The following is a 17,489-nucleotide window of genomic DNA, read 5'->3' on the forward strand; positions in this document are numbered from 1 at the left end:
GGGTCACTGAGCTGGAAGGCCAGCTGGCGCAGTCACGCGCAGAGCTCAAAACCCAAAGTGATGCGGTGGCAGCGGCAACCCATGCCGGTAAAGAGGCGGAAAAAGCGGCGGCGGCGGCCCGCAGCGACCTTGCGGTGGCGTTGCGTGTCCAGACCATGGCACAGGCGGATCTGCGCGATCTGCAAACCCGCTTTGGCCAGTCCGAGCAAGCCCGGCAAGAGCAAGCCGCTTTGTTGCAAAAGCTGACACCGCGCCTGCAGCAAGCCGCGGCGCAGCTTCAGGCGTTATCCCATGCAGAAGAGCCTTCCCGCGAGGCCTATTTCGAAGATATGGACCGGGGCGCAAGCCAGATCGATCAAGATGGTTCTGAGATGCAGGCCCCCGCACGGAACGTTTCTGAGAAGAAAGCCAAGAAGGTAAGCTCCTCAAAAGGCGGCTCAAAAAGCCGTAAGGCCAAATCCAAGGCACCAAAGGAACACACGCTTAAGGAGAGCAGGCCGCGCCAAGGCAAGAAGGCATCGGGGAAAGCGCGGTGAAGGGCTCTTCCTCGACGCAAGACCTGTTGGCCAATCTCGGCGAGGCGCTGGAGCTGCTCGAAGAGTATGATGGCGGGGCATTAACGGCGCGCGATCTGGCCGAACCTTTGCCCAGCCTGCTGGATCAATGTGCGGCGCTGACCGATGCTTTGCCTGCCCAAGCCCCCTTGCGCAGCCTGCATCACATGGCCTGCTGCGGCGGGACGCTGATCGCAAAATGCCTGTCGGTAATGCCCAATGTGACCATGCTGAGCGAAATGGACCCGCTTAGCCAAATCGGCCTGCCCAGACCGGGCGTGGTGCCGCCATTTCGCCCCTGGGACCTGATCTTTGCGGGGCGGGCCTCGCCGCGCGGGATCAGCGACGAGGTTGCCTGCCGGATCTTTGTGGCTGGCTTGCGGGAAATGCAGGTGGCTTTGGCCGAGACGGGCCAGCATCTGTGCCTGCGCGATCACGCCCATTCGCAGTTTTGCACAAGATCTGATCCGATGGCCCGCCCGACATTGCGCGACATGATGACCGAGGTCGCCCCAGTGCGCTCGGTTGTGACCGTGCGCCATCCGTTGGATGCGTTCCTATCCTTGAGCCAAAACGCCTGGGTGCATTTTAGCCCCGACACGCTGGATGAATATGCCAAGCGCTATATGCTGTTTTTGGAGGCTCATGCCGGGCTGGCGATCCATCGCTACGAGGATTTTGTCGCCGATCCCGAAGCCGAGCTTGAACAGATCTGCGATGTGCTTGAGCTGGCCTATCAGCCGGGGGCCGAGACACTTTTGCCGATCGTATCCCTGAGCGGTGACAGCGGGCGCAGTGGCAGCCATATTGCCCCGCGTCCACGTCGCCCTGTTCCCGAGCCGCTTATGCAAGAAGCCCGCGAGAGCGCGCAGTTTGCAGCGCTTTGTGACAGGCTTGGGTATGACGGGGTTTGACGCTGCCGCTCCGAGGGCAGACAATAGAGACAAGACGGGCGACCGGGTTCGCAAATAGAGGCAGCAATGCAGAGTAAAAAACAGACAACCATGCCGCAAAATTCTGATCAGCGTTGGTTTCAGGCCTATTACCGCAGCAGCGCAACCGCAGATCTGGAACCCTGCGCCGAGCTTACAGATTTGCCGGACCTTTTGCGCCAGGCCAAAAACGGGGCAGGGGGGCTTGTGCTTTATACTCCGCCCGCGCGGGCTGTGGCGGAGTGTTTGGCGGATGGACTGTCCGCGCAGGCTGCGCTTGAGGATTGGGCGGTGATCTGCACGCAGGTTCTCGGCTATCAACGCCAAAACCGCAGCCGTCTCTTTTTGATGGAAGGCCCGCAGACCGATCAGACCCGCCAAGATGCACAGGCGGTTTTGGCCGAGGTTCTTGAAGGTGCTTCCCTGCCGACGGTGGTCGAGACGGGCGAGACCGGATTTACAGACCTTGCGGCGCTGGCTTTGGGGCAAAACAGTCAAAAGCGCGAATTGGTCGATACGTTGCAGGCCGCCAGCCTTGGCTTTTATGGGGAACTGCCCGAGGCCTTTGGCTTGATCGAAGCGGTTTTGGCGGATCATCAAAGTCTTGAAGAGACCCGCAGCGCCGATGCGCAAAATGCCGAGCAAGCGACCCAAAAGGCCGAGGTGCTTGTCCAGCAGGTCACCGCGCTTGAGGCGCAGGCCACCGCGCTTGAGGCGCAGACCACGGCAGAGCTCTCCAAGAGAGTCGCGCTGGAGGAGGCGCATCGCGCCGCTCTGGCCCAGAGCCAACAAGAGCTGATTTTGGTGCAATCCCAGAGCGCCGCGGCGCAGACTGCGCAAAAAACCGCCGAGCAGGGGCACGCGGTGCTGATGCAGCAGATCGCGGATCTCGAAGACGAGATGAGACAGCTGCGCCAGGAGGCGGATTCCTTGGCCAAGGTGGCCGCTGAGCGCGATGTGCTGCGCCAACAAAGCGCCGCGCAGGCCGCGCAAGGTCAGGCCGCGTCGAATCAGAAATCCGAGGAGCAAAACCTGACAGATGTGCTTTTGAAACAGGTGAGTTCCTTGGAGAAAGCGCTCAAGCTGGCGGACAAGCGCCGCGAGGGGGCTTTGGCGGACAAGCGCACCTTGGATACGCGGTATCGCGAGCAGGTGGCGGAACTGTCAGGGAATCTGGATGAGATGTATCAATCCACATCCTGGCGGATTACCGAGCCCCTCCGCAAAGTAGTGCGGCGAATTCGCCGCGATCCCGCCTAAAGAGGGTCTTTGAGAGCACCTGTCATAATTGGCTCTTTCCTTTCGGCAGTGGCTTTATTACTCAACCGACAACTGTACACTTGAAAAAAACGGGATCTTGGACATGAAGGTTATTATTCTCGGTGGGGACGGCTTTTGCGGCTGGCCGAATGCACTGTATCTTTCGAACCGGGGACATGATGTCACCATCGTAGATAACCTGAGCCGCCGTGCCATCGATCTGGAGCTGGAAGTTGACAGCCTGACACCCATCCGCCCCATCGGTGAGCGTATTCGGGTTTGGAAAGAGCTGACCGGCAAAGAGATCAAATTTGTGAACTTCACCGTTGGCGAAAATTACCATCGCCTGCTGACCCTGCTGCAAGAAGAAAAGCCCGATGCGGTTATTCACTTTGCCGAGCAGCGCGCTGCGCCATATTCGATGAAATCGAGCTATCACAAGCGTTACACCGTCAACAACAACCTCAGCGCCACCAACGATGTGCTGGCGGCGATTGTTGAATCCGGTCTGGATATCCACCTGATCCACCTCGGCACCATGGGCGTTTACGGCTATGGCACCGCGGGCATGAAGATCCCTGAGGGCTATCTCAAGGTCAAAGTTGACACGCCAATCGGTGAAACCGAGCAGGAAATCCTGTATCCAACCAACCCTGGCTCGATCTATCACATGACCAAGTCGCAGGATCAGCTGTTCTTCCACTTCTACAACAAGAACGACGGCACCAAGATCACCGACCTGCATCAGGGCATCGTTTGGGGCACCCAGACCGATGAAACCAAGCTGGACGAGCGTCTGATCAACCGTTTCGATTATGATGGCGATTACGGCACGGTTCTGAACCGTTTCATCATGCAGGCGGCGGTGAACTATCCGATGACCGTGCATGGCACCGGTGGTCAGACACGTGCGTTTATCCACATTCAGGATACCTGCCGCTGTATTGAACTGGCGCTGAACAACCCACCACAGGCGGGCGAGCGTGTGAACATCCTCAACCAGATGACCGAAACCCACCGGGTGCGTGATCTGGCCCAGATGATCCATGATGCCATGGGCGCGGAAATCGCCTATATGGACAACCCACGCAACGAAGCCGCCGAAAACGAGCTGCACGTTGCCAATGACCGGTTCCTGGGTCTGGGTCTTGAGCCGAAAAAGCTTGAGGGTGGCTTGATGGAAGAAGTCAAAGAGATCGCGTCGAAATACGCCGATCGCTGTGACACCTCCAAAATCCCTTGCGTGTCACTCTGGAAGTAACTGGCGGTTCGGGCTTGGCCCGGCGGTCCGTCCGAGGGACAGACTGAGCCCCGTATGGAAAACACTCTCAAAGTCCTGCCAAACCGGCGGGGCTTTTTGCATATTTGACAGGCTGTGTCGGGGATGCCTTTGGGGTCTGAGGGGGCCGCAAGAGCATGTCATTGTGAGAGCGGGGGCGCATGGGTGATGTTGCAACATCAGGCGTCCAAAAATGGCAGCAGGTTGCGCCGGGCTGCCCCCAAGGTGCCCCAAGTTACCCATACGTCAAGTGACTCAGCACGAGGTTTGGCAAGGCGCGCGAAATATGTCTAAAAAAGCGGCAAAAGCCCTGTCATTTTAGGCAGGTTTCCACCTGTAGGGCTAGCGTGCCCCCAGAGCGCTGTTTATAACCACCGCAGAACATCTCTGAGGAGAGAAAATGCGCGATACATCCGCTTTTCCCGGTCCGACGTTTGAAACCAACGCGCGGCTTGAACTGAAGGACCGCGCCGTAGGTTTAAGCGCGCGGTATGCAGGCCAAAGCGCCCAAGATGTGCTGCGCAGCGTGATCCGAACGGATTTTTCCGGGCGCATCGGGCTGGTCAGCTCTTTTGGCACCGAAGCCGCTGTGATGCTGCATATGGTGGCCCAGATTGACCCCTATGTGCCGGTGATTTTTCTCGACACGTGGAAGCATTTTCCAGAAACGCTGGCATATCGCGATACGCTGGTGCGTAAAATCGGGCTGTGCAATATCCAGACGGTGATGCCGCACCCCGATGGGGTGCGTGCGGATGATCCCAATGACGATCTGCATGCCCGCAACCCCGACCTGTGCTGCCATGTGCGCAAAACACTTCCGATGCTGGCGGCCTTGCGGGGGTTGGGGGCCTGGATCACCGGGCGCAAACGCGGTCAGGCGGCCACCCGTACCGATATGGACCTGTTTGAAGTTCAGGACCGTTGGATCAAGGTCAATCCCTTGATGGATTGGAGCGCCGATGACGTCGCCGATTACTACAGTGCCCATGATTTGCCCGATCATCCGCTCAAGGCGCAGGGGTATTTGTCGGTGGGCTGTGCCCCCTGTACACGGGCGGTGAAACCGGGCGAAGACGCCCGCGCAGGCCGCTGGGCCGACAGTGATAAAACCGAATGCGGCATCCATTTTGAAAACGGCAAGATGGTGCGCAAGAAAAGCTAAACTAATATTCAGAGATCGGCGGAAACTGGCACATCTTTGCCGTTTATGGGCGGTTGCCCTCACAGGGGGACCTGCGTAAACCCGGTCAAAAGGTTTATGGCAGGTAAATGCCAAATATTTCCGCTTTGAGACGTGACAGAAGGAAGACGATTATGAGCCACGCATTGATCCTTGTTGGTGGTCTGGGTTTTGTAGGCCGTAACATTCTGGACGTTGTCCGCGAGACGCCGGAATTTGCCGATTTCACGCCGGTGGTGATTGACGATCTGTCCAATGCCTGCCCCGGATATGAAGGGTTGGATGTGGCGCTGCATGTTGGCCCGTATCAAGCCCCTGAGACCCTCGCCTTTCTTGAAGCCCGCGATGACAGCGCGCGCACCTTTGTGTTCCTGGCTGGCGAAACCCGCGTGGCCGAATCCAAAGATCGCCCGCTGGATTTCATTGCCGCCAATATTTCGGAACCCTCTAAATTTGTGATGGAGGCGGTGCGCCCCGGCGATCACTTCATCCTGATCTCAACAGCAGGTGCGCTCTTTGATGGCACCTTTGAGGTGTCGATTGACGCGCCCTATTGCCCGAAAAACTTCTATGGTGCGTCCAAGGCGGCCGAAGAAATGGTGCTGGAGAAACTGGTCGAACTGTGCGAGGCCACATTTTCGGTGGTGCGCATGACCAATGTCTTTGGCGTGCATTCGGTGAAAAAGAAAAGCGCCATCCATGCCTTTACCCGCGCCGCGATCTCGGGCGACACGGTCACCATCAATGGCGATGGCAAGCAAAGCCGCGATTTCATCTTTTCGCGCGACGTTGGCTTTGGCATCACCACACAGGCCAATCGCGCCCGTCTGGGCGAGCCGGTCGCCAAGGTGAACATGCTGGGCGCGGGGGTGTCGACCTCGCTTTGGGATGTGGTGCATGCCATTGAGGCCGCCACCGGCAAATCCCTGAACTACAACCAAATCCCGGCCGAGGATCTGATCGCCACCGAACCGCGTGACGTGATCGCCAAGCCGGCGGATGTTCAGGTCTTGCTAGGGGGTAATATTACTACCTTTGCCGATGGGATTCGGGCGACCTATGATTATTATGCATCCTCGTCGGTTCCGGCATAATTTGCGGCGCTGACAAAAGGGGCTCCTTATGATCATCTCGAATTCGCGCAAGTTCATTTATGTCCATATACCAAAATGTGGTGGTACTTCGGTCAGTAGCTTTCTGGAGGAGCGGCTGTTGCCTCAGGACATGACCCTCAACCTCAGCCCATCGGATGGATGGGGGGCCTATCTGAATGCGGTTGAAAAGAAATATGGCCTGAACAAGCATTCCACCGCACAGGAAATCGCCAAGGCGGTACAACCCGATAATTTCAAAGACTATTTTGTCTTTACCTTTTGTCGGAACCCCTTTGCGCGGGCCTATTCTATTTTCACATTCACCAAACGTGCGGATGCCCGTTTGCGCCCCGACAGCGCCCGCTATAAGCGCATCAAGGACATGTCTTTTGAGGACTTCCTAAAGACCGAATATGTTCAGGAGCACCAGCTGTTTGCCGCACGTCTGCAAAGCGATTGGGTGCGTGACGCCCCGGTTCCGGTGCGCCGCTTCAAGCTTGAGAAGATCGACACAGCCCTGGGGCGCCTGGCCGAGCGGTTTTATGGCACCAAAGCCAATAGCGTAAGCGCTCCACGCAAGAATTTCAGCGCGGGTAAAGATGATTGGCGGCGCATGTCGCCAGAAGCCGAAAAGATAATTTTGTCCGTCTACAAAGAAGATTTTGATCGATTTGAATACCCTCACCGCGTTCCCCGCCTGTCCAATGCAGAATGAGCCCATGCCAATGACCCGCAATTTTGCAGGCCGCTACAGCCGCTATCCCGACACGACTGGCAAACGTCAGGCAGAGGGTGGTCGCCGTCTCCAAGGCGAGACCCGCACCAGCAGACCTGGTGCGCCTTTGGTCACGATTTTGACGGTGTGTTATAATTCGGAAGCAACCATTGCCCAAACCATCCGGTCGGTGCGCGATCAGACCTATGACAATATCGAATATGTGGTGGTTGACGGCAATTCCAGCGATGGCACGCTGGACATTTTGCGCGCCAATGAAGACCTGATCGATTACTATGTCTCAGAGCCTGACAAGGGCTTGTATTACGCCATGAACAAGGCGATCGAACTATCGCAGGGCGATTACATTCTGATCCTCAATTCCGATGATTGGTTTGTGTCGGATGGCATTCAGGCGCTGGTGGATGCACGGTCTTATTCGGGCTGTGATTTCGTTGCGGGTTTGGCGCGCTATGTCGATGAAGAAAATGGCAAATCCGAAGTGCTGCGGCCCATGCCCTTTGACGATTCCGTCTATTTTCGGATGCCGCTGCGCCATGAAACCATGCTGGTGCCCGCACGGCTCTACGAAGAGCTGGGCCCCTATGACACCGATTATCGCATCATTGCCGATCGCGATTACACCGCCCGGCTGTTTGAGGCCGGGGCCACTTTCTACGAAGTGCCGCGTGCGCTGTTGAATTTCCGCACCACCGGGATTTCGAGCACCAATATCAAGCTGCTCAATACCGAAAAAGACATGCTCCTCAAAAAGGAGTTTCCGTTTCTGAGTGACGCCGAAATCTCGGCGATGAATGACGCCAAAACCGCCGATGCGCCGACTTTGGCCAAGATCGCCAAGACCCATCTGGATCAGCCAAAATTTGTGAAATCGGTGCGCGCCCTGTTGGATGATCGCCGCGCCAATGGCGGCAAACGCTGGGCCTCGGATGCGGTGAACACGATTGGGGCCAAGGATCCGGTTGCCTGGCCCAAGGTTTCGATCATCCTGCCCTTTTATGAGGCGGTCGACACCATCCGCGCCAGCCTCGACAGTGTGCTGGCCCAGAGCTTGACCGAGTTTGAGATCATCTGCGTCAATGATTGTGCCATTGATGACAGCCAACAGGTTGTCGATGAGTATATGGCGCGTGACAGCCGGGTGAAACTCCTGCGCAATCCGCGCAATATTGGCCTTGGAGCCAGCCGCAACGCCGGTATCGCCGCCGCCAACGGGCGCTATATCTTTCACCTCGATCCCGATGACACCCTGCCCAAGGATGCGCTGAGACTGCTGTTCAACACCGCTGTCAAACACGGCAGTGAGATGGTCAAAGGGGCCTATAAGGCCGGGCAGGGACTTCATCAGCAACAGGCCGAAAACGCGTCGATCAAGTATCCCTGTGGGGTGCGCAAAAGCGTGATCGTGAATACCGCGCTCAACAAGACGCCGCGCCTGTTACACACCACCGAAGGGCATTGGTCCTATCTTTATGAGGCCAACTTTGCCCGCCGCGTGCCCTATCCCACCGATCTCAAGATGGGTCAGGACAGTATTTTTCTGGTCAATGCCGTCGCGCGGGCCAAAAAGATCACCCTGTTGCCCAAGGTGATTTACCACTACGAGGCCAACCCCAAAAGCGCGATGAACCGCTTTACCGCGCGCAAGTATTTTGACGGGCTCGAATGGCGTCGCCGCGCGTGGTACATGCTGCGTGATGCGGGGCGCAAACGCGCCGGTGATCGTCTGCTCTATGCCTTCTGGAGCAACGCCTTCTTTGACGGGTTGGACAAGACAATGACCCCGGTGGAAAACCGTGAGTTTTACGCCAAGCTGGGCCATGTGTTTCGCGATACCGGCTATCCGGGCAGCTTCCCGCCTCCTGATGACAAGCTGCGTCAGCGCTTTGAACAAGCCGTGGCCCGCATTCCGTCTCCGATTGAGCCGGTGATCAAAAAGGGCAAGGAAACGGCGCTGAAAATCGCAACCTTTTCCACCCAAGATCATGGCGGAGCCGGCATTGGCAGCCAACGTCGGGTCGAAGCATTGCGCCGCAATGGCGCAGATGCCCAGATCTATAGCCTGTTCAAAGCCAGCGAAAAGCCGCATGTGCATCAGCTTGACCTGCGCAAGGATTTGCCCGCTGATCTGGCTGAAGCTGACAAGCGCGAGGCCTGGCGTGATGCGGCGGTGCTGACCCGCAAGGAACATCCCAAGCTCAAGGCGCGGGAAATGTTCTCCAAGCCGGGAAGTGTGGTTGATTTTAACGATCTGGCCCCGGTGTTTGATGATGCCGATATCGTGCATATGCATTGGGTGGCCGGGATCTTTGATTATGCCCATACCGAAACGCTGGCTGATAAGCCGGTGGCCTGGACGCTGGCCGATATGAACGCCTTTACCGGCGGGTGCCATTATTCCGAGGGCTGTTCTGAATATCGCAATGATTGCCGCAACTGTCCGCTGCTTGAAAGCGGGTCTGATATTGCGCATCAGACATGGAAGGCCAAACGCGCCGCCTATGACAAGATCGAGAACCTGCATATTATCTGTCCGTCGCAATGGCTGGCGGATTGTGCGCAGGACAGCTCATTGTTTGGCGATCGCCAGGTTCATATGATCCCCAATGCCCTGCCGGTGACGCGGTTCACGCCGACCAACCGCTATGTGGCGCGCCAAAAGCTCGGACTGCCTTTGGATCGCAAATTGGTGGTCTTTGGGGCCGAAAGCCTGAACAACCGCCGCAAAGGCGGTGATATTCTGGCCCGCTCGGTCAAGATCTTGCTCGACAAAGGGTTGATGGACGGGGTTGAGGGGCTGTTTTTCGGCTCAAACAGTCTCGATCTGGGGATTCCGGCCCATAGCATGGGACATGTCTGGGAAGAGGAAAAGATGTCGCTGATCTATGCGGCGGCCGATGTCTTTGCCTTCCCATCGCGCGAAGATAATGCGCCGCTGACGGTGGTGGAATCGCTGCTGTCGGGCACGCCGGTTGTGGCCTTTGACGGCGTCGGAAATGTGCCCGAAATGGTGTCCCACAAAAACACCGGGTATATTGCGCGCTACACTGATGCTGCGGATTTTGCCGATGGTTTGGCCTGGGCGTTGCAAGACACCAACGGACCCGAGGCTCTGACGCGTGGATTGCGCGGACATCTGCATGCCCGGCGCCATAATGACCCCGATACGGCGATTGCCCGACATCTGGCCCTTTACCGCAAAATGCTGGGCAAGTAGGACCGTGATGAAAGACAGCCAAAAGCTTTTCAGAAAGTAAAATAGACATGACCAAACGCGCATTGATTACCGGTGTCACGGGCCAGGATGGGTCTTATCTGGCCGAATTCTTGCTGGCCAAGGGCTATGAGGTGCACGGCATCAAGCGCCGGGCCTCGTCCTTTAACACCCAGCGCGTGGATCACATTTATGAAGATCCACACACCGACAACGCCAATTTCAAGCTGCATTACGGCGACTTGACCGACAGTTCAAACCTGACGCGGATCATTTCCGAAGTGCAGCCCGACGAGGTTTATAACCTTGGCGCGCAATCCCACGTCGCCGTGAGCTTTGAAGCCCCAGAATATACCGCCGATGTGGATGCGATGGGCACGCTGCGCCTGCTCGAGGCGATCCGGTTTTTGGGCTTGGAAAAGAAGACCCGGTTTTATCAGGCCTCGACCTCGGAACTTTATGGTTTGGTGCAGGAAACACCCCAGCGTGAAACCACACCGTTCCACCCGCGTAGCCCCTATGCGGTTGCCAAAATGTATGCCTATTGGATCACGGTGAACTACCGCGAAGCCTATGGCATGTATGCCTGTAACGGCATCCTGTTTAACCACGAATCGCCCCGCCGCGGCGAGACATTCGTGACCCGCAAAATCACCCGCGGTCTGGCCAATATCGCCCAGGGGCTCGAAGAGTGCCTGTATATGGGCAATATTGATGCGCTGCGCGATTGGGGCCACGCCAAAGACTATGTCCGTATGCAGTGGATGATGCTGCAACAGGACGAGGCCGAAGATTTCGTCATCGCCACCGGGGTGCAGTATTCGGTACGTGAATTCATCACCTGGTCAGCGCGCGAATTGGGCGTTGAGCTGGACTTCACCGGCACCGGTGTTGATGAAATCGCTACCGTGGCCAGCATCAGCGGCGACAATGCCCCGGCGCTTAAAGTTGGGGATGTGGTGTTGCGCATTGACCCGCGCTATTTCCGCCCCGCCGAGGTTGAAACCCTGCTGGGGGATCCTGCCAAGGCCAAAGAGCGTCTGGGCTGGGTGCCGGAAATCACCACCCAAGAGATGTGCGCCGAAATGGTGCGCGACGATCTCAAAACCGCCAAACGCCACGCGCTGCTCAAAGAGCATGGCATGGATCTGCCGGTGTCGGTCGAAAACTGATCACGTATCAGCCATGCGCCGCTACGATCCAAATCAGCCTTTGTGCTACATTCATGTTCCCAAGACCGGTGGTCGATCGGTCAGGAATGTGTTTGCTGGCTGGTTTGGTCAGGGCTTGGTGACCCATTATTTTAATGACCGGCTGGCCAAGATGCATCCGGTCGCCGACATGACCCATAGCCCAGAGACGCCGATGTGTGTCTATGGGCATTTTTCACGCAAAAATGGTTTGGGGGTTGAGCACAGCTTTCCCGACATCACGCAATTCCTGACGATCCTGCGCGATCCGGTTGAGCGGGTGGTGTCGCAATACTATTACCAACGCCGCCCCGGGGCCGTGTTTCGTGATCCATCCCGTGTGCCCGATATCAGCCTGCGGGAACATCTGGCCACGACCAAATCGCAGATGTTGCAGCACTTCCCACGAGACGTGACCCCCCAGAATTACCGCGCCCTGATCGAAGAATATTTCATCGATATTGGGTTTCTCGAGGATCTGGAAAATAGTCTTCGGCGCTTTGCAAAACACCTCGGGCGCGACATCCCTGATCAGGCCCAGCCCCGTGAAAATGCGGCTGCACGTGACAGTCAAACCGAAGATATCGAAGATCTGCGGGCGGTGTTTTTCGACAATAACCCACTGGATCATGATGTGTACCAATATGCCAAGGCGCGCTTTGGTCAGGCCGATCTGTCTCAGCTCGAAACCGGGGCTGACGTTTCACCGGCGGGTGGGGCTTAGCAGATGAAAAGTGTTCTTGCGGTTTCAATGCACAAGGCCGGAAGCAGTATTGCGGATTTGATCTTGGTCGATTTCATGCGCGCCAAAGGCTATGAGATCGACCGGATTGCCACCAAGGCGTGGAAATCTCCTTTGGCGGCACCGGATTTCTTTTTGCAATATCAATCGTCTATCAAGACAGATGGGGTGTATTACGGCATTGCCCGCCATCCGGGGACACATGATCTGAACATTCTGCCCAAGTTGCGCATCATTGCCCAGATACGCGACCCGCGTGATTGCCTCGTGTCTGCCTATTTTTCGCTCAGCGGGAGCCACGCACTTCCTGCCGCACCTGAGAAACGCGCCCGTTTTGTGGAGCGACGCGCCCAGACACAGGCGCTTGGTCTTGATAATTATGTCCTTCAGGAAGCGGATGACTATCTCATGCGCATGGATAAAATCCGCAAGATCGTCGAAACCCATCCTGATGGTTTGCTGTTGAAATACGAGACAATGGTTTGCAACACAGACCTCTGGCTCACTCGTATTTCTGAGTTTCTGGAACAGCCCTTGAGCGAAGCCTTGTTGCATCAGGTGCAAGACAAAGCGGATTTTTCGGTGGCTGTCGAAGATGCAGCACGTCACAAGCGCCAAGTGACACCCGGTGATCACAAACGTAAACTAAAACCCGAAACAATTGTGCGTCTCAATGACATTCTGGGCCCCGTTCTCAGAGAGTTTGACTATGCGACATGACACTTTGTCCGCCAAATTGGAGCTTTTGAACCGATGAAAATCTATATTGCAGGTCATCGCGGCATGGTTGGGGGCGCTATTTTGCGCCGATTGCAAGCGCGCAAGGATGCCGGCGAAGCGCTTGAGCTGATCACGCGGACATCCTCTGAGCTGGATTTGACCAATCAGGTGGCTGTGGCTGAATTTATGCAGGAGCAAAGGCCCGATCAGGTGATCCTGGCCGCGGCCAAGGTGGGCGGCATTCTGGCCAACAACACCTATCCGGGGCAGTTCATTTATGAAAACCTGATGATCGAATGCAATGTCATCCATCAGGCCTATGCCGCCGGCGTGCACCGCCTGTTGCAGCTGGGCTCGTCTTGCATCTACCCCAAATTCGCAGACCAGCCGATGCGCGAAGACGCGCTTTTGACGGGCACGCTTGAACCCACAAACGAGCCCTATGCGGTGGCCAAGATCGCCGGGATCAAGTTATGTGAAAGCTATAACCGCCAGTACGGCACGGATTACCGCTCTGTCATGCCCACCAACCTTTATGGGCCCGGTGACAATTTTCACCCTGAAAATTCTCATGTGCTACCGGCGCTGATCCGCCGCTTTCATGAGGCGGCTCAGGAGGGGTTGGATGAGGTGATGATTTGGGGCAGCGGCACGCCACGGCGCGAATTTTTGCATGTGGATGACATGGCCGAAGCCTCTTTGTTCGTCGCTGATCTTGATCCCGAAATCTATGGGGCCAACACCCAAGATATGCTGAGCCATATCAACGTCGGGTGCGGCACGGATGTGTCGATCCTGGAACTGGCGCAGCTGGTGGCGCGTGTGACCGGATTTAAGGGCGAGATCACCACCGACCCAAGCAAACCCGATGGCACGATGAAAAAGCTGATGGATGTCAGCCGCCTGGCCGATATGGGCTGGCAGGCTTCAATTGGGCTCGAAGAGGGCGTCGCAGAAACCTATCAATGGTTTTTGGAGCAAGACAGCGCAACCATTCGGGCCAAATAGAGGGAAGTCCATCCATAGGCGTCTATACGAGCCAGTACCCGGTTGCATCGGGCCTGAATAGAATGGCCAGTAGACGCCATTATGGATAACCCTATAACAGTTTTAAAACAGCGGATGTCCGAGCCTTCCGGCACCCGGTATTTAAGTATTACGGAGTAGATAACGTGATTACCCCTCTTCTTCTGTGCGGCGGTTCTGGCACCCGGCTTTGGCCCTTGTCACGCAAAAGCTACCCCAAACAATTCACCCAACTGACCGGTGAAGACAGCCTGTTTCAGGCCTCGGCCAAGCGCTTGGCTGGTGATGGGTTTGCTGCGCCGATTGTTGTGACCGGATCGGATTTCCGCTTTATCGTGACCGAACAACTGGCCGCTGTTGAACTGGGCGCGGCGGCCACGCTGATCGAACCCGAAGGGCGCAACACTGCGCCTGCGATTTTGGCCGGCGCGTTGATGCTTGAGGCACAGACACCGGGTGCTTTGATGCTGGTGGCCCCGTCTGATCACGTCATTCCCGATGCCGAGCAGTTCCGCGACACCGTGCAAGCCGCGACAAAAGCCGCGCAAGACGGCCAGTTGGTGACATTTGGCATTCGCCCCGATCGGGCCGAAACCGGCTATGGTTGGCTCGAAATGTCCGGCCCCGCGACCGGCGATTTCGCCCCGGTGCCGCAGCCACTCAAGGCCTTTGTTGAAAAGCCCGACAGTGCAACGGCGCAGGCCATGTTGGAGGGCGGACAGCATCTTTGGAATGCGGGCATTTTCTTGTTCTCGACCACAACGATTTTGGCGGCGTTCGAGGCCTTTGCCCCTGATATGCTGGCCGCTGTGCGCCGCGCCGTTGATGAGGCCGAGCGTGATCTTGGCTTTACCCGCCTGGCTGGCGCGCCTTGGGCCCAGGCTGATGATATTTCGATCGATTATGCCGTGATGGAAAAGGCCGACAATCTGACCGTTGTGCCTTTTGCGGGGGGCTGGTCTGATCTGGGCGGCTGGGATGCGGTTTGGCGCGAAGCCGGGCCGGATGCGGACGGTGTTGTGACCAATGGCCCCGCCACGTCGATTGATTGCAAAGACACTTTGCTGCGCGCCGAAGCTGATCATCAGGAATTGGTCGGTATCGGCCTTGAGGATGTGATCGCCGTGGCCATGCCCGACGCGGTTTTGGTGGCCCACAAAGATCGCGCGCAGGATGTCAAAAAGGCCGTTGCGGCGCTCAAGGCCAAGGGGGCTGTTCAAGCCGAAACATTGCCACGCGATTACCGGCCTTGGGGCTGGTTCGAAAGCCTCGTGGTTGGCGGGCGTTTCCAAGTCAAACGCATCCATGTCCATCCCGGTGCCGCGCTGAGCCTGCAAAGCCACCACCACCGCTCTGAGCATTGGATTGTGGTAGAGGGCACCGCCAAGGTCACGGTTGACGAAGACATCAAATTGGTGACGGAAAACCAATCGGTCTATATCCCGCTAGGGGCGGTGCACCGGATGGAAAACCCGGGCAAGGTGCCGATGGTTTTGATCGAAGTACAGACCGGATCTTATTTGGGCGAAGATGACATCATCCGCTACGAAGATGTCTATTCACGCGGTCAGGGTGCCAAGGGGTAAAACCCCGTCCGGCCCAAGGCCGGTGATTTGTCCGGGGGACACGTCATGGGGTTTACGGGTGGAGCCCCGGATGTTGATACCGGGCGCGACCGCGATTAATCAGCTATGGCCCCTTACCACAGGCCAAAAACCAACAGGCGGACCACAATGGCCCGCCTGTTGTGTCATCACGTCCCAGTTTTAAGACAAAACCACCCGCGCCTCGGCTCGGGCTTTGGCAATATCCTCAGGCACCGGGATCCCGGTTTCCACCTGACGGATAACATACCAATCCGTGGCTTTCAGGCAGATCCGCGCCTCATCTTGCTGACGGGCCTGCGTATCTGGACCAACCGGGATCCCGCGTGAGAAATCGATATTGCTCATGTTCAAATCTCCTGATCGGGACAACCGGGCAGGGCGACCAGCCCATCCTGCGTCACCTCAATAGACTGCGCCGCGCGCTGTTCGGCGCTGGCATTCGGGCCATGGGGCAACCCGATGGACAGCTCAAGCACACCATCTTGGCGCGAGATCGGACCGGTGATCCAATCGCTGGCCACCGCCTGGGCGGGGAGGGTCTGCCCCTCGGGCAGGTCGGTGAAATCAAAGGGTTCGCCATTGATAATCACGATATCGCCCTGACGTTCCAACACGAGCGGGTCATCCCGGCGCATGGGTGAGAAATGCAGTTTCATCATCATCTCCTCAATACCAACGGCCATATGCCACGAGATGCGCGCTTGGTGCGACGCTCTGGGCACCGGCGCCATTCCACGAGCGCAGCTCGACCGTGCTGGCCGTGGCATTTGACGCCGCAATCACCCGCAAATCACCGCTAAAGGTCGAGGTGGCGACAACAGCGACCTCCCCCGAAGCAAAGAGCGCTGGGAACGTCCAGGTGACCGACGCGCCCGACGCCGTGGCAAAGCCAGATTGCCAACACATCTGGGTGCCATCGGCAAAGCGGGTATAGCCCCCATTGGCATTGCTGCCGGTTTCGATCACCGCGCCGGTTGGCGTGCCAGCCGATTGCGTCACGGTCCCGAGCAGATTGCCGGGACCATAGACATGATCGGCACGGGCAAGGCGCCCCGGGGTGGTGTCGGTGGCGCTTTGCTGAACCGCCGCCCCATCCGCAAGCCCCGTCGCCGGGTCAAAGGCAATTGCCGTGGTCCAGGCGCTGCCATCGGCGCTGGTTTTGATGGCAAAGCTGTCATCGCCTGCGGTGCCCATTTCTGCCCGACCAGACCAACCGGTCTGAAACAACAGGCTGGCGGTATCGCCGCTGGTGGCTTTGTTGATCTTGAGTTGATGGCCCGCGCCATCATGGGTCAGCAGGCTGGCCTCGGACGACACAGCCAAGCGATTGACGCTGTCATGCGCGGTGTTCACACCAACGCCGCTGACATTGTCCAAATCGGGCGCGGCGGTGCGGGCCCAATCGGTACCGGTCCAGCGCCACAAGGCCCCATCGGTTTTATCAAGCGCGAGCCAGCCTTCTTGGGGGGTCACAAAGAGCCAGGCCGTGCCGGTCCATGTGGCCAATGTGCCAGCCTCTTGGCCAGCCCAGGCATCGCTGGCGGCAAAGCCCAAGGCCCAGACCAGGCCATCGCCGGGTACGGCGGGCGGAGTGTCGACCCCAAAACCTTCGACGGCCAGTTGAACCAGCAGGTCAAGACGCGCCAGCGCCTCGTTATGGGTGACGTGTTTCTGCGCTTGCGCTGGCAATAGATAGGGCAGCGACAATCGAGCCGAGGTATCGGGCATGGACGGGGCCTCCGGTCAGAATGATTGACCGCCACTTTTGACTGCAATACTTGCCAATTGCCCAACGCACCGTACGGTGCTCTGGTTGACGAACTTTTAGGGGCCATTCCCGGTGGCCCAAACTTCGCGCGAACCTCACGAGGTTCTATACACTGCCGCAAATGACCACTTGGAGCCCAAAGTGATAGATGCTGCGCGTTGGATGAATGGCTGGAACAGGATCT

Annotated in this window: 16 protein-coding genes; 13 read left to right on the forward strand and 3 right to left on the reverse strand. The window is 57.5% G+C overall.

Translation table 11 applies throughout. The annotated features are described in order from the left end of the window. From ACRBB0_RS09005 to ACRBB0_RS09065, 13 genes are all read left to right on the forward strand, one after another. The coding region (locus ACRBB0_RS09005; protein WP_431374096.1) for a hypothetical protein at window positions 1-536 on the forward strand (536 nt) is incomplete at its 5' end. After that, complete coding sequence (locus ACRBB0_RS09010) at window positions 533-1,468, forward strand: sulfotransferase (RefSeq protein WP_431374097.1); 936 nt, start codon at window positions 533-535, stop codon at window positions 1,466-1,468. The genes ACRBB0_RS09005 and ACRBB0_RS09010, both read left to right, overlap by 4 nt. Before the next feature lie 66 nt (window positions 1,469-1,534). After that, window positions 1,535-2,746: a hypothetical protein gene (locus tag ACRBB0_RS09015; protein ID WP_431374098.1), complete on the forward strand. Its 1,212-nt coding sequence runs from the start codon at window positions 1,535-1,537 to the stop codon at window positions 2,744-2,746. Between the two features lie 103 nt (window positions 2,747-2,849). Beyond that, window positions 2,850-4,007, forward strand: coding sequence for an NAD-dependent epimerase/dehydratase family protein (locus ACRBB0_RS09020; protein ID WP_431374099.1), 1,158 nt, complete (start codon window positions 2,850-2,852; stop codon window positions 4,005-4,007). A 418-nt stretch (window positions 4,008-4,425) separates the two neighbouring features. Next, on the forward strand, window positions 4,426-5,190 hold the full coding sequence (locus tag ACRBB0_RS09025; RefSeq protein ID WP_431374100.1) for a phosphoadenylyl-sulfate reductase: 765 nt from the start codon (window positions 4,426-4,428) through the stop codon (window positions 5,188-5,190). A gap of 152 nt (window positions 5,191-5,342) precedes the next feature. Continuing rightward, complete coding sequence (locus ACRBB0_RS09030; protein WP_431374101.1) at window positions 5,343-6,302, forward strand: NAD-dependent epimerase/dehydratase family protein; 960 nt, start codon at window positions 5,343-5,345, stop codon at window positions 6,300-6,302. A gap of 28 nt (window positions 6,303-6,330) precedes the next feature. After that, window positions 6,331-7,017 carry a sulfotransferase family 2 domain-containing protein gene (locus tag ACRBB0_RS09035; protein ID WP_431374102.1) on the forward strand — a complete coding sequence of 229 codons (687 nt, stop codon included), beginning with the start codon at window positions 6,331-6,333 and terminating at the stop codon, window positions 7,015-7,017. A gap of 10 nt (window positions 7,018-7,027) precedes the next feature. Continuing rightward, window positions 7,028-10,255: a glycosyltransferase gene (locus ACRBB0_RS09040; RefSeq protein ID WP_431374103.1), complete on the forward strand. Its 3,228-nt coding sequence runs from the start codon at window positions 7,028-7,030 to the stop codon at window positions 10,253-10,255. A gap of 47 nt (window positions 10,256-10,302) precedes the next feature. After that, window positions 10,303-11,424, forward strand: a complete 1,122-nt coding sequence (gmd, locus tag ACRBB0_RS09045) for a GDP-mannose 4,6-dehydratase (protein ID WP_431374104.1) — start codon at window positions 10,303-10,305, stop codon at window positions 11,422-11,424. Between the two features lie 13 nt (window positions 11,425-11,437). Continuing rightward, entirely contained in the window at window positions 11,438-12,166 is a 729-nt protein-coding gene (locus tag ACRBB0_RS09050) for a sulfotransferase family 2 domain-containing protein (protein ID WP_431374105.1), read from the forward strand. 3 nt (window positions 12,167-12,169) lie between these two features. Further along, the gene (locus ACRBB0_RS09055) at window positions 12,170-12,904 is read left to right on the forward strand and encodes a sulfotransferase domain-containing protein (protein ID WP_431374106.1); all 735 of its coding nucleotides are present in this window, start codon (window positions 12,170-12,172) and stop codon (window positions 12,902-12,904) included. A 33-nt stretch (window positions 12,905-12,937) separates the two neighbouring features. Continuing rightward, window positions 12,938-13,912: a GDP-L-fucose synthase gene (gene fcl / locus ACRBB0_RS09060; RefSeq protein ID WP_431374107.1), complete on the forward strand. Its 975-nt coding sequence runs from the start codon at window positions 12,938-12,940 to the stop codon at window positions 13,910-13,912. A gap of 164 nt (window positions 13,913-14,076) precedes the next feature. Then, complete coding sequence (locus tag ACRBB0_RS09065) at window positions 14,077-15,516, forward strand: mannose-1-phosphate guanylyltransferase/mannose-6-phosphate isomerase (protein ID WP_431374108.1); 1,440 nt, start codon at window positions 14,077-14,079, stop codon at window positions 15,514-15,516. 180 nt (window positions 15,517-15,696) lie between these two features. On the opposite strand, the gene ACRBB0_RS09070 is transcribed toward ACRBB0_RS09065, so the two are convergent. Genes ACRBB0_RS09070 through ACRBB0_RS09080 form a run of 3 tightly spaced genes read right to left on the reverse strand, consistent with a single transcriptional unit; the run spans window position 15,697 to window position 17,265 of the window. Beyond that, window positions 15,697-15,882 carry a hypothetical protein gene (locus ACRBB0_RS09070; RefSeq protein ID WP_431374109.1) on the reverse strand — a complete coding sequence of 62 codons (186 nt, stop codon included), beginning with the start codon at window positions 15,880-15,882 and terminating at the stop codon, window positions 15,697-15,699. Between the two features lie 2 nt (window positions 15,883-15,884). Further along, window positions 15,885-16,193: a hypothetical protein gene (locus ACRBB0_RS09075; RefSeq protein WP_431374110.1), complete on the reverse strand. Its 309-nt coding sequence runs from the start codon at window positions 16,191-16,193 to the stop codon at window positions 15,885-15,887. Between the two features lie 10 nt (window positions 16,194-16,203). After that, window positions 16,204-17,265, reverse strand: a complete 1,062-nt coding sequence (locus tag ACRBB0_RS09080; RefSeq protein WP_431374111.1) for a DUF2793 domain-containing protein — start codon at window positions 17,263-17,265, stop codon at window positions 16,204-16,206. Between the last annotated feature and the right edge of the window lie 224 nt (window positions 17,266-17,489).

It is taken from the genome of Pelagimonas sp. (assembly GCF_050633425.1).
GTDB lineage: Bacteria > Pseudomonadota > Alphaproteobacteria > Rhodobacterales > Rhodobacteraceae > Pelagimonas.

Excerpts from the sequence above, each read along its gene's own strand:
- ACRBB0_RS09040 (WP_431374103.1), top strand. The coding sequence starts at position 7,028 with ATGACCCGCAATTTTGCAGGCCGCTACAGCCGCTATCCCGACACGACT.
- ACRBB0_RS09030 (WP_431374101.1), top strand. The coding sequence starts at position 5,343 with ATGAGCCACGCATTGATCCTTGTTGGTGGTCTGGGTTTTGTAGGCCGT.
- ACRBB0_RS09075 (WP_431374110.1), bottom strand. The coding sequence starts at position 16,193 with ATGAAACTGCATTTCTCACCCATGCGCCGGGATGACCCGCTCGTGTTG.
- ACRBB0_RS09025 (WP_431374100.1), top strand. The coding sequence starts at position 4,426 with ATGCGCGATACATCCGCTTTTCCCGGTCCGACGTTTGAAACCAACGCG.
- ACRBB0_RS09055 (WP_431374106.1), top strand. The coding sequence starts at position 12,170 with ATGAAAAGTGTTCTTGCGGTTTCAATGCACAAGGCCGGAAGCAGTATT.
- gmd (WP_431374104.1), top strand. The coding sequence starts at position 10,303 with ATGACCAAACGCGCATTGATTACCGGTGTCACGGGCCAGGATGGGTCT.
- ACRBB0_RS09020 (WP_431374099.1), top strand. The coding sequence starts at position 2,850 with ATGAAGGTTATTATTCTCGGTGGGGACGGCTTTTGCGGCTGGCCGAAT.
- fcl (WP_431374107.1), top strand. The coding sequence starts at position 12,938 with ATGAAAATCTATATTGCAGGTCATCGCGGCATGGTTGGGGGCGCTATT.
- ACRBB0_RS09070 (WP_431374109.1), bottom strand. The coding sequence starts at position 15,882 with ATGAGCAATATCGATTTCTCACGCGGGATCCCGGTTGGTCCAGATACG.
- ACRBB0_RS09035 (WP_431374102.1), top strand. The coding sequence starts at position 6,331 with ATGATCATCTCGAATTCGCGCAAGTTCATTTATGTCCATATACCAAAA.
- ACRBB0_RS09050 (WP_431374105.1), top strand. The coding sequence starts at position 11,438 with ATGCGCCGCTACGATCCAAATCAGCCTTTGTGCTACATTCATGTTCCC.
- ACRBB0_RS09015 (WP_431374098.1), top strand. The coding sequence starts at position 1,535 with ATGCAGAGTAAAAAACAGACAACCATGCCGCAAAATTCTGATCAGCGT.
- ACRBB0_RS09080 (WP_431374111.1), bottom strand. The coding sequence starts at position 17,265 with ATGCCCGATACCTCGGCTCGATTGTCGCTGCCCTATCTATTGCCAGCG.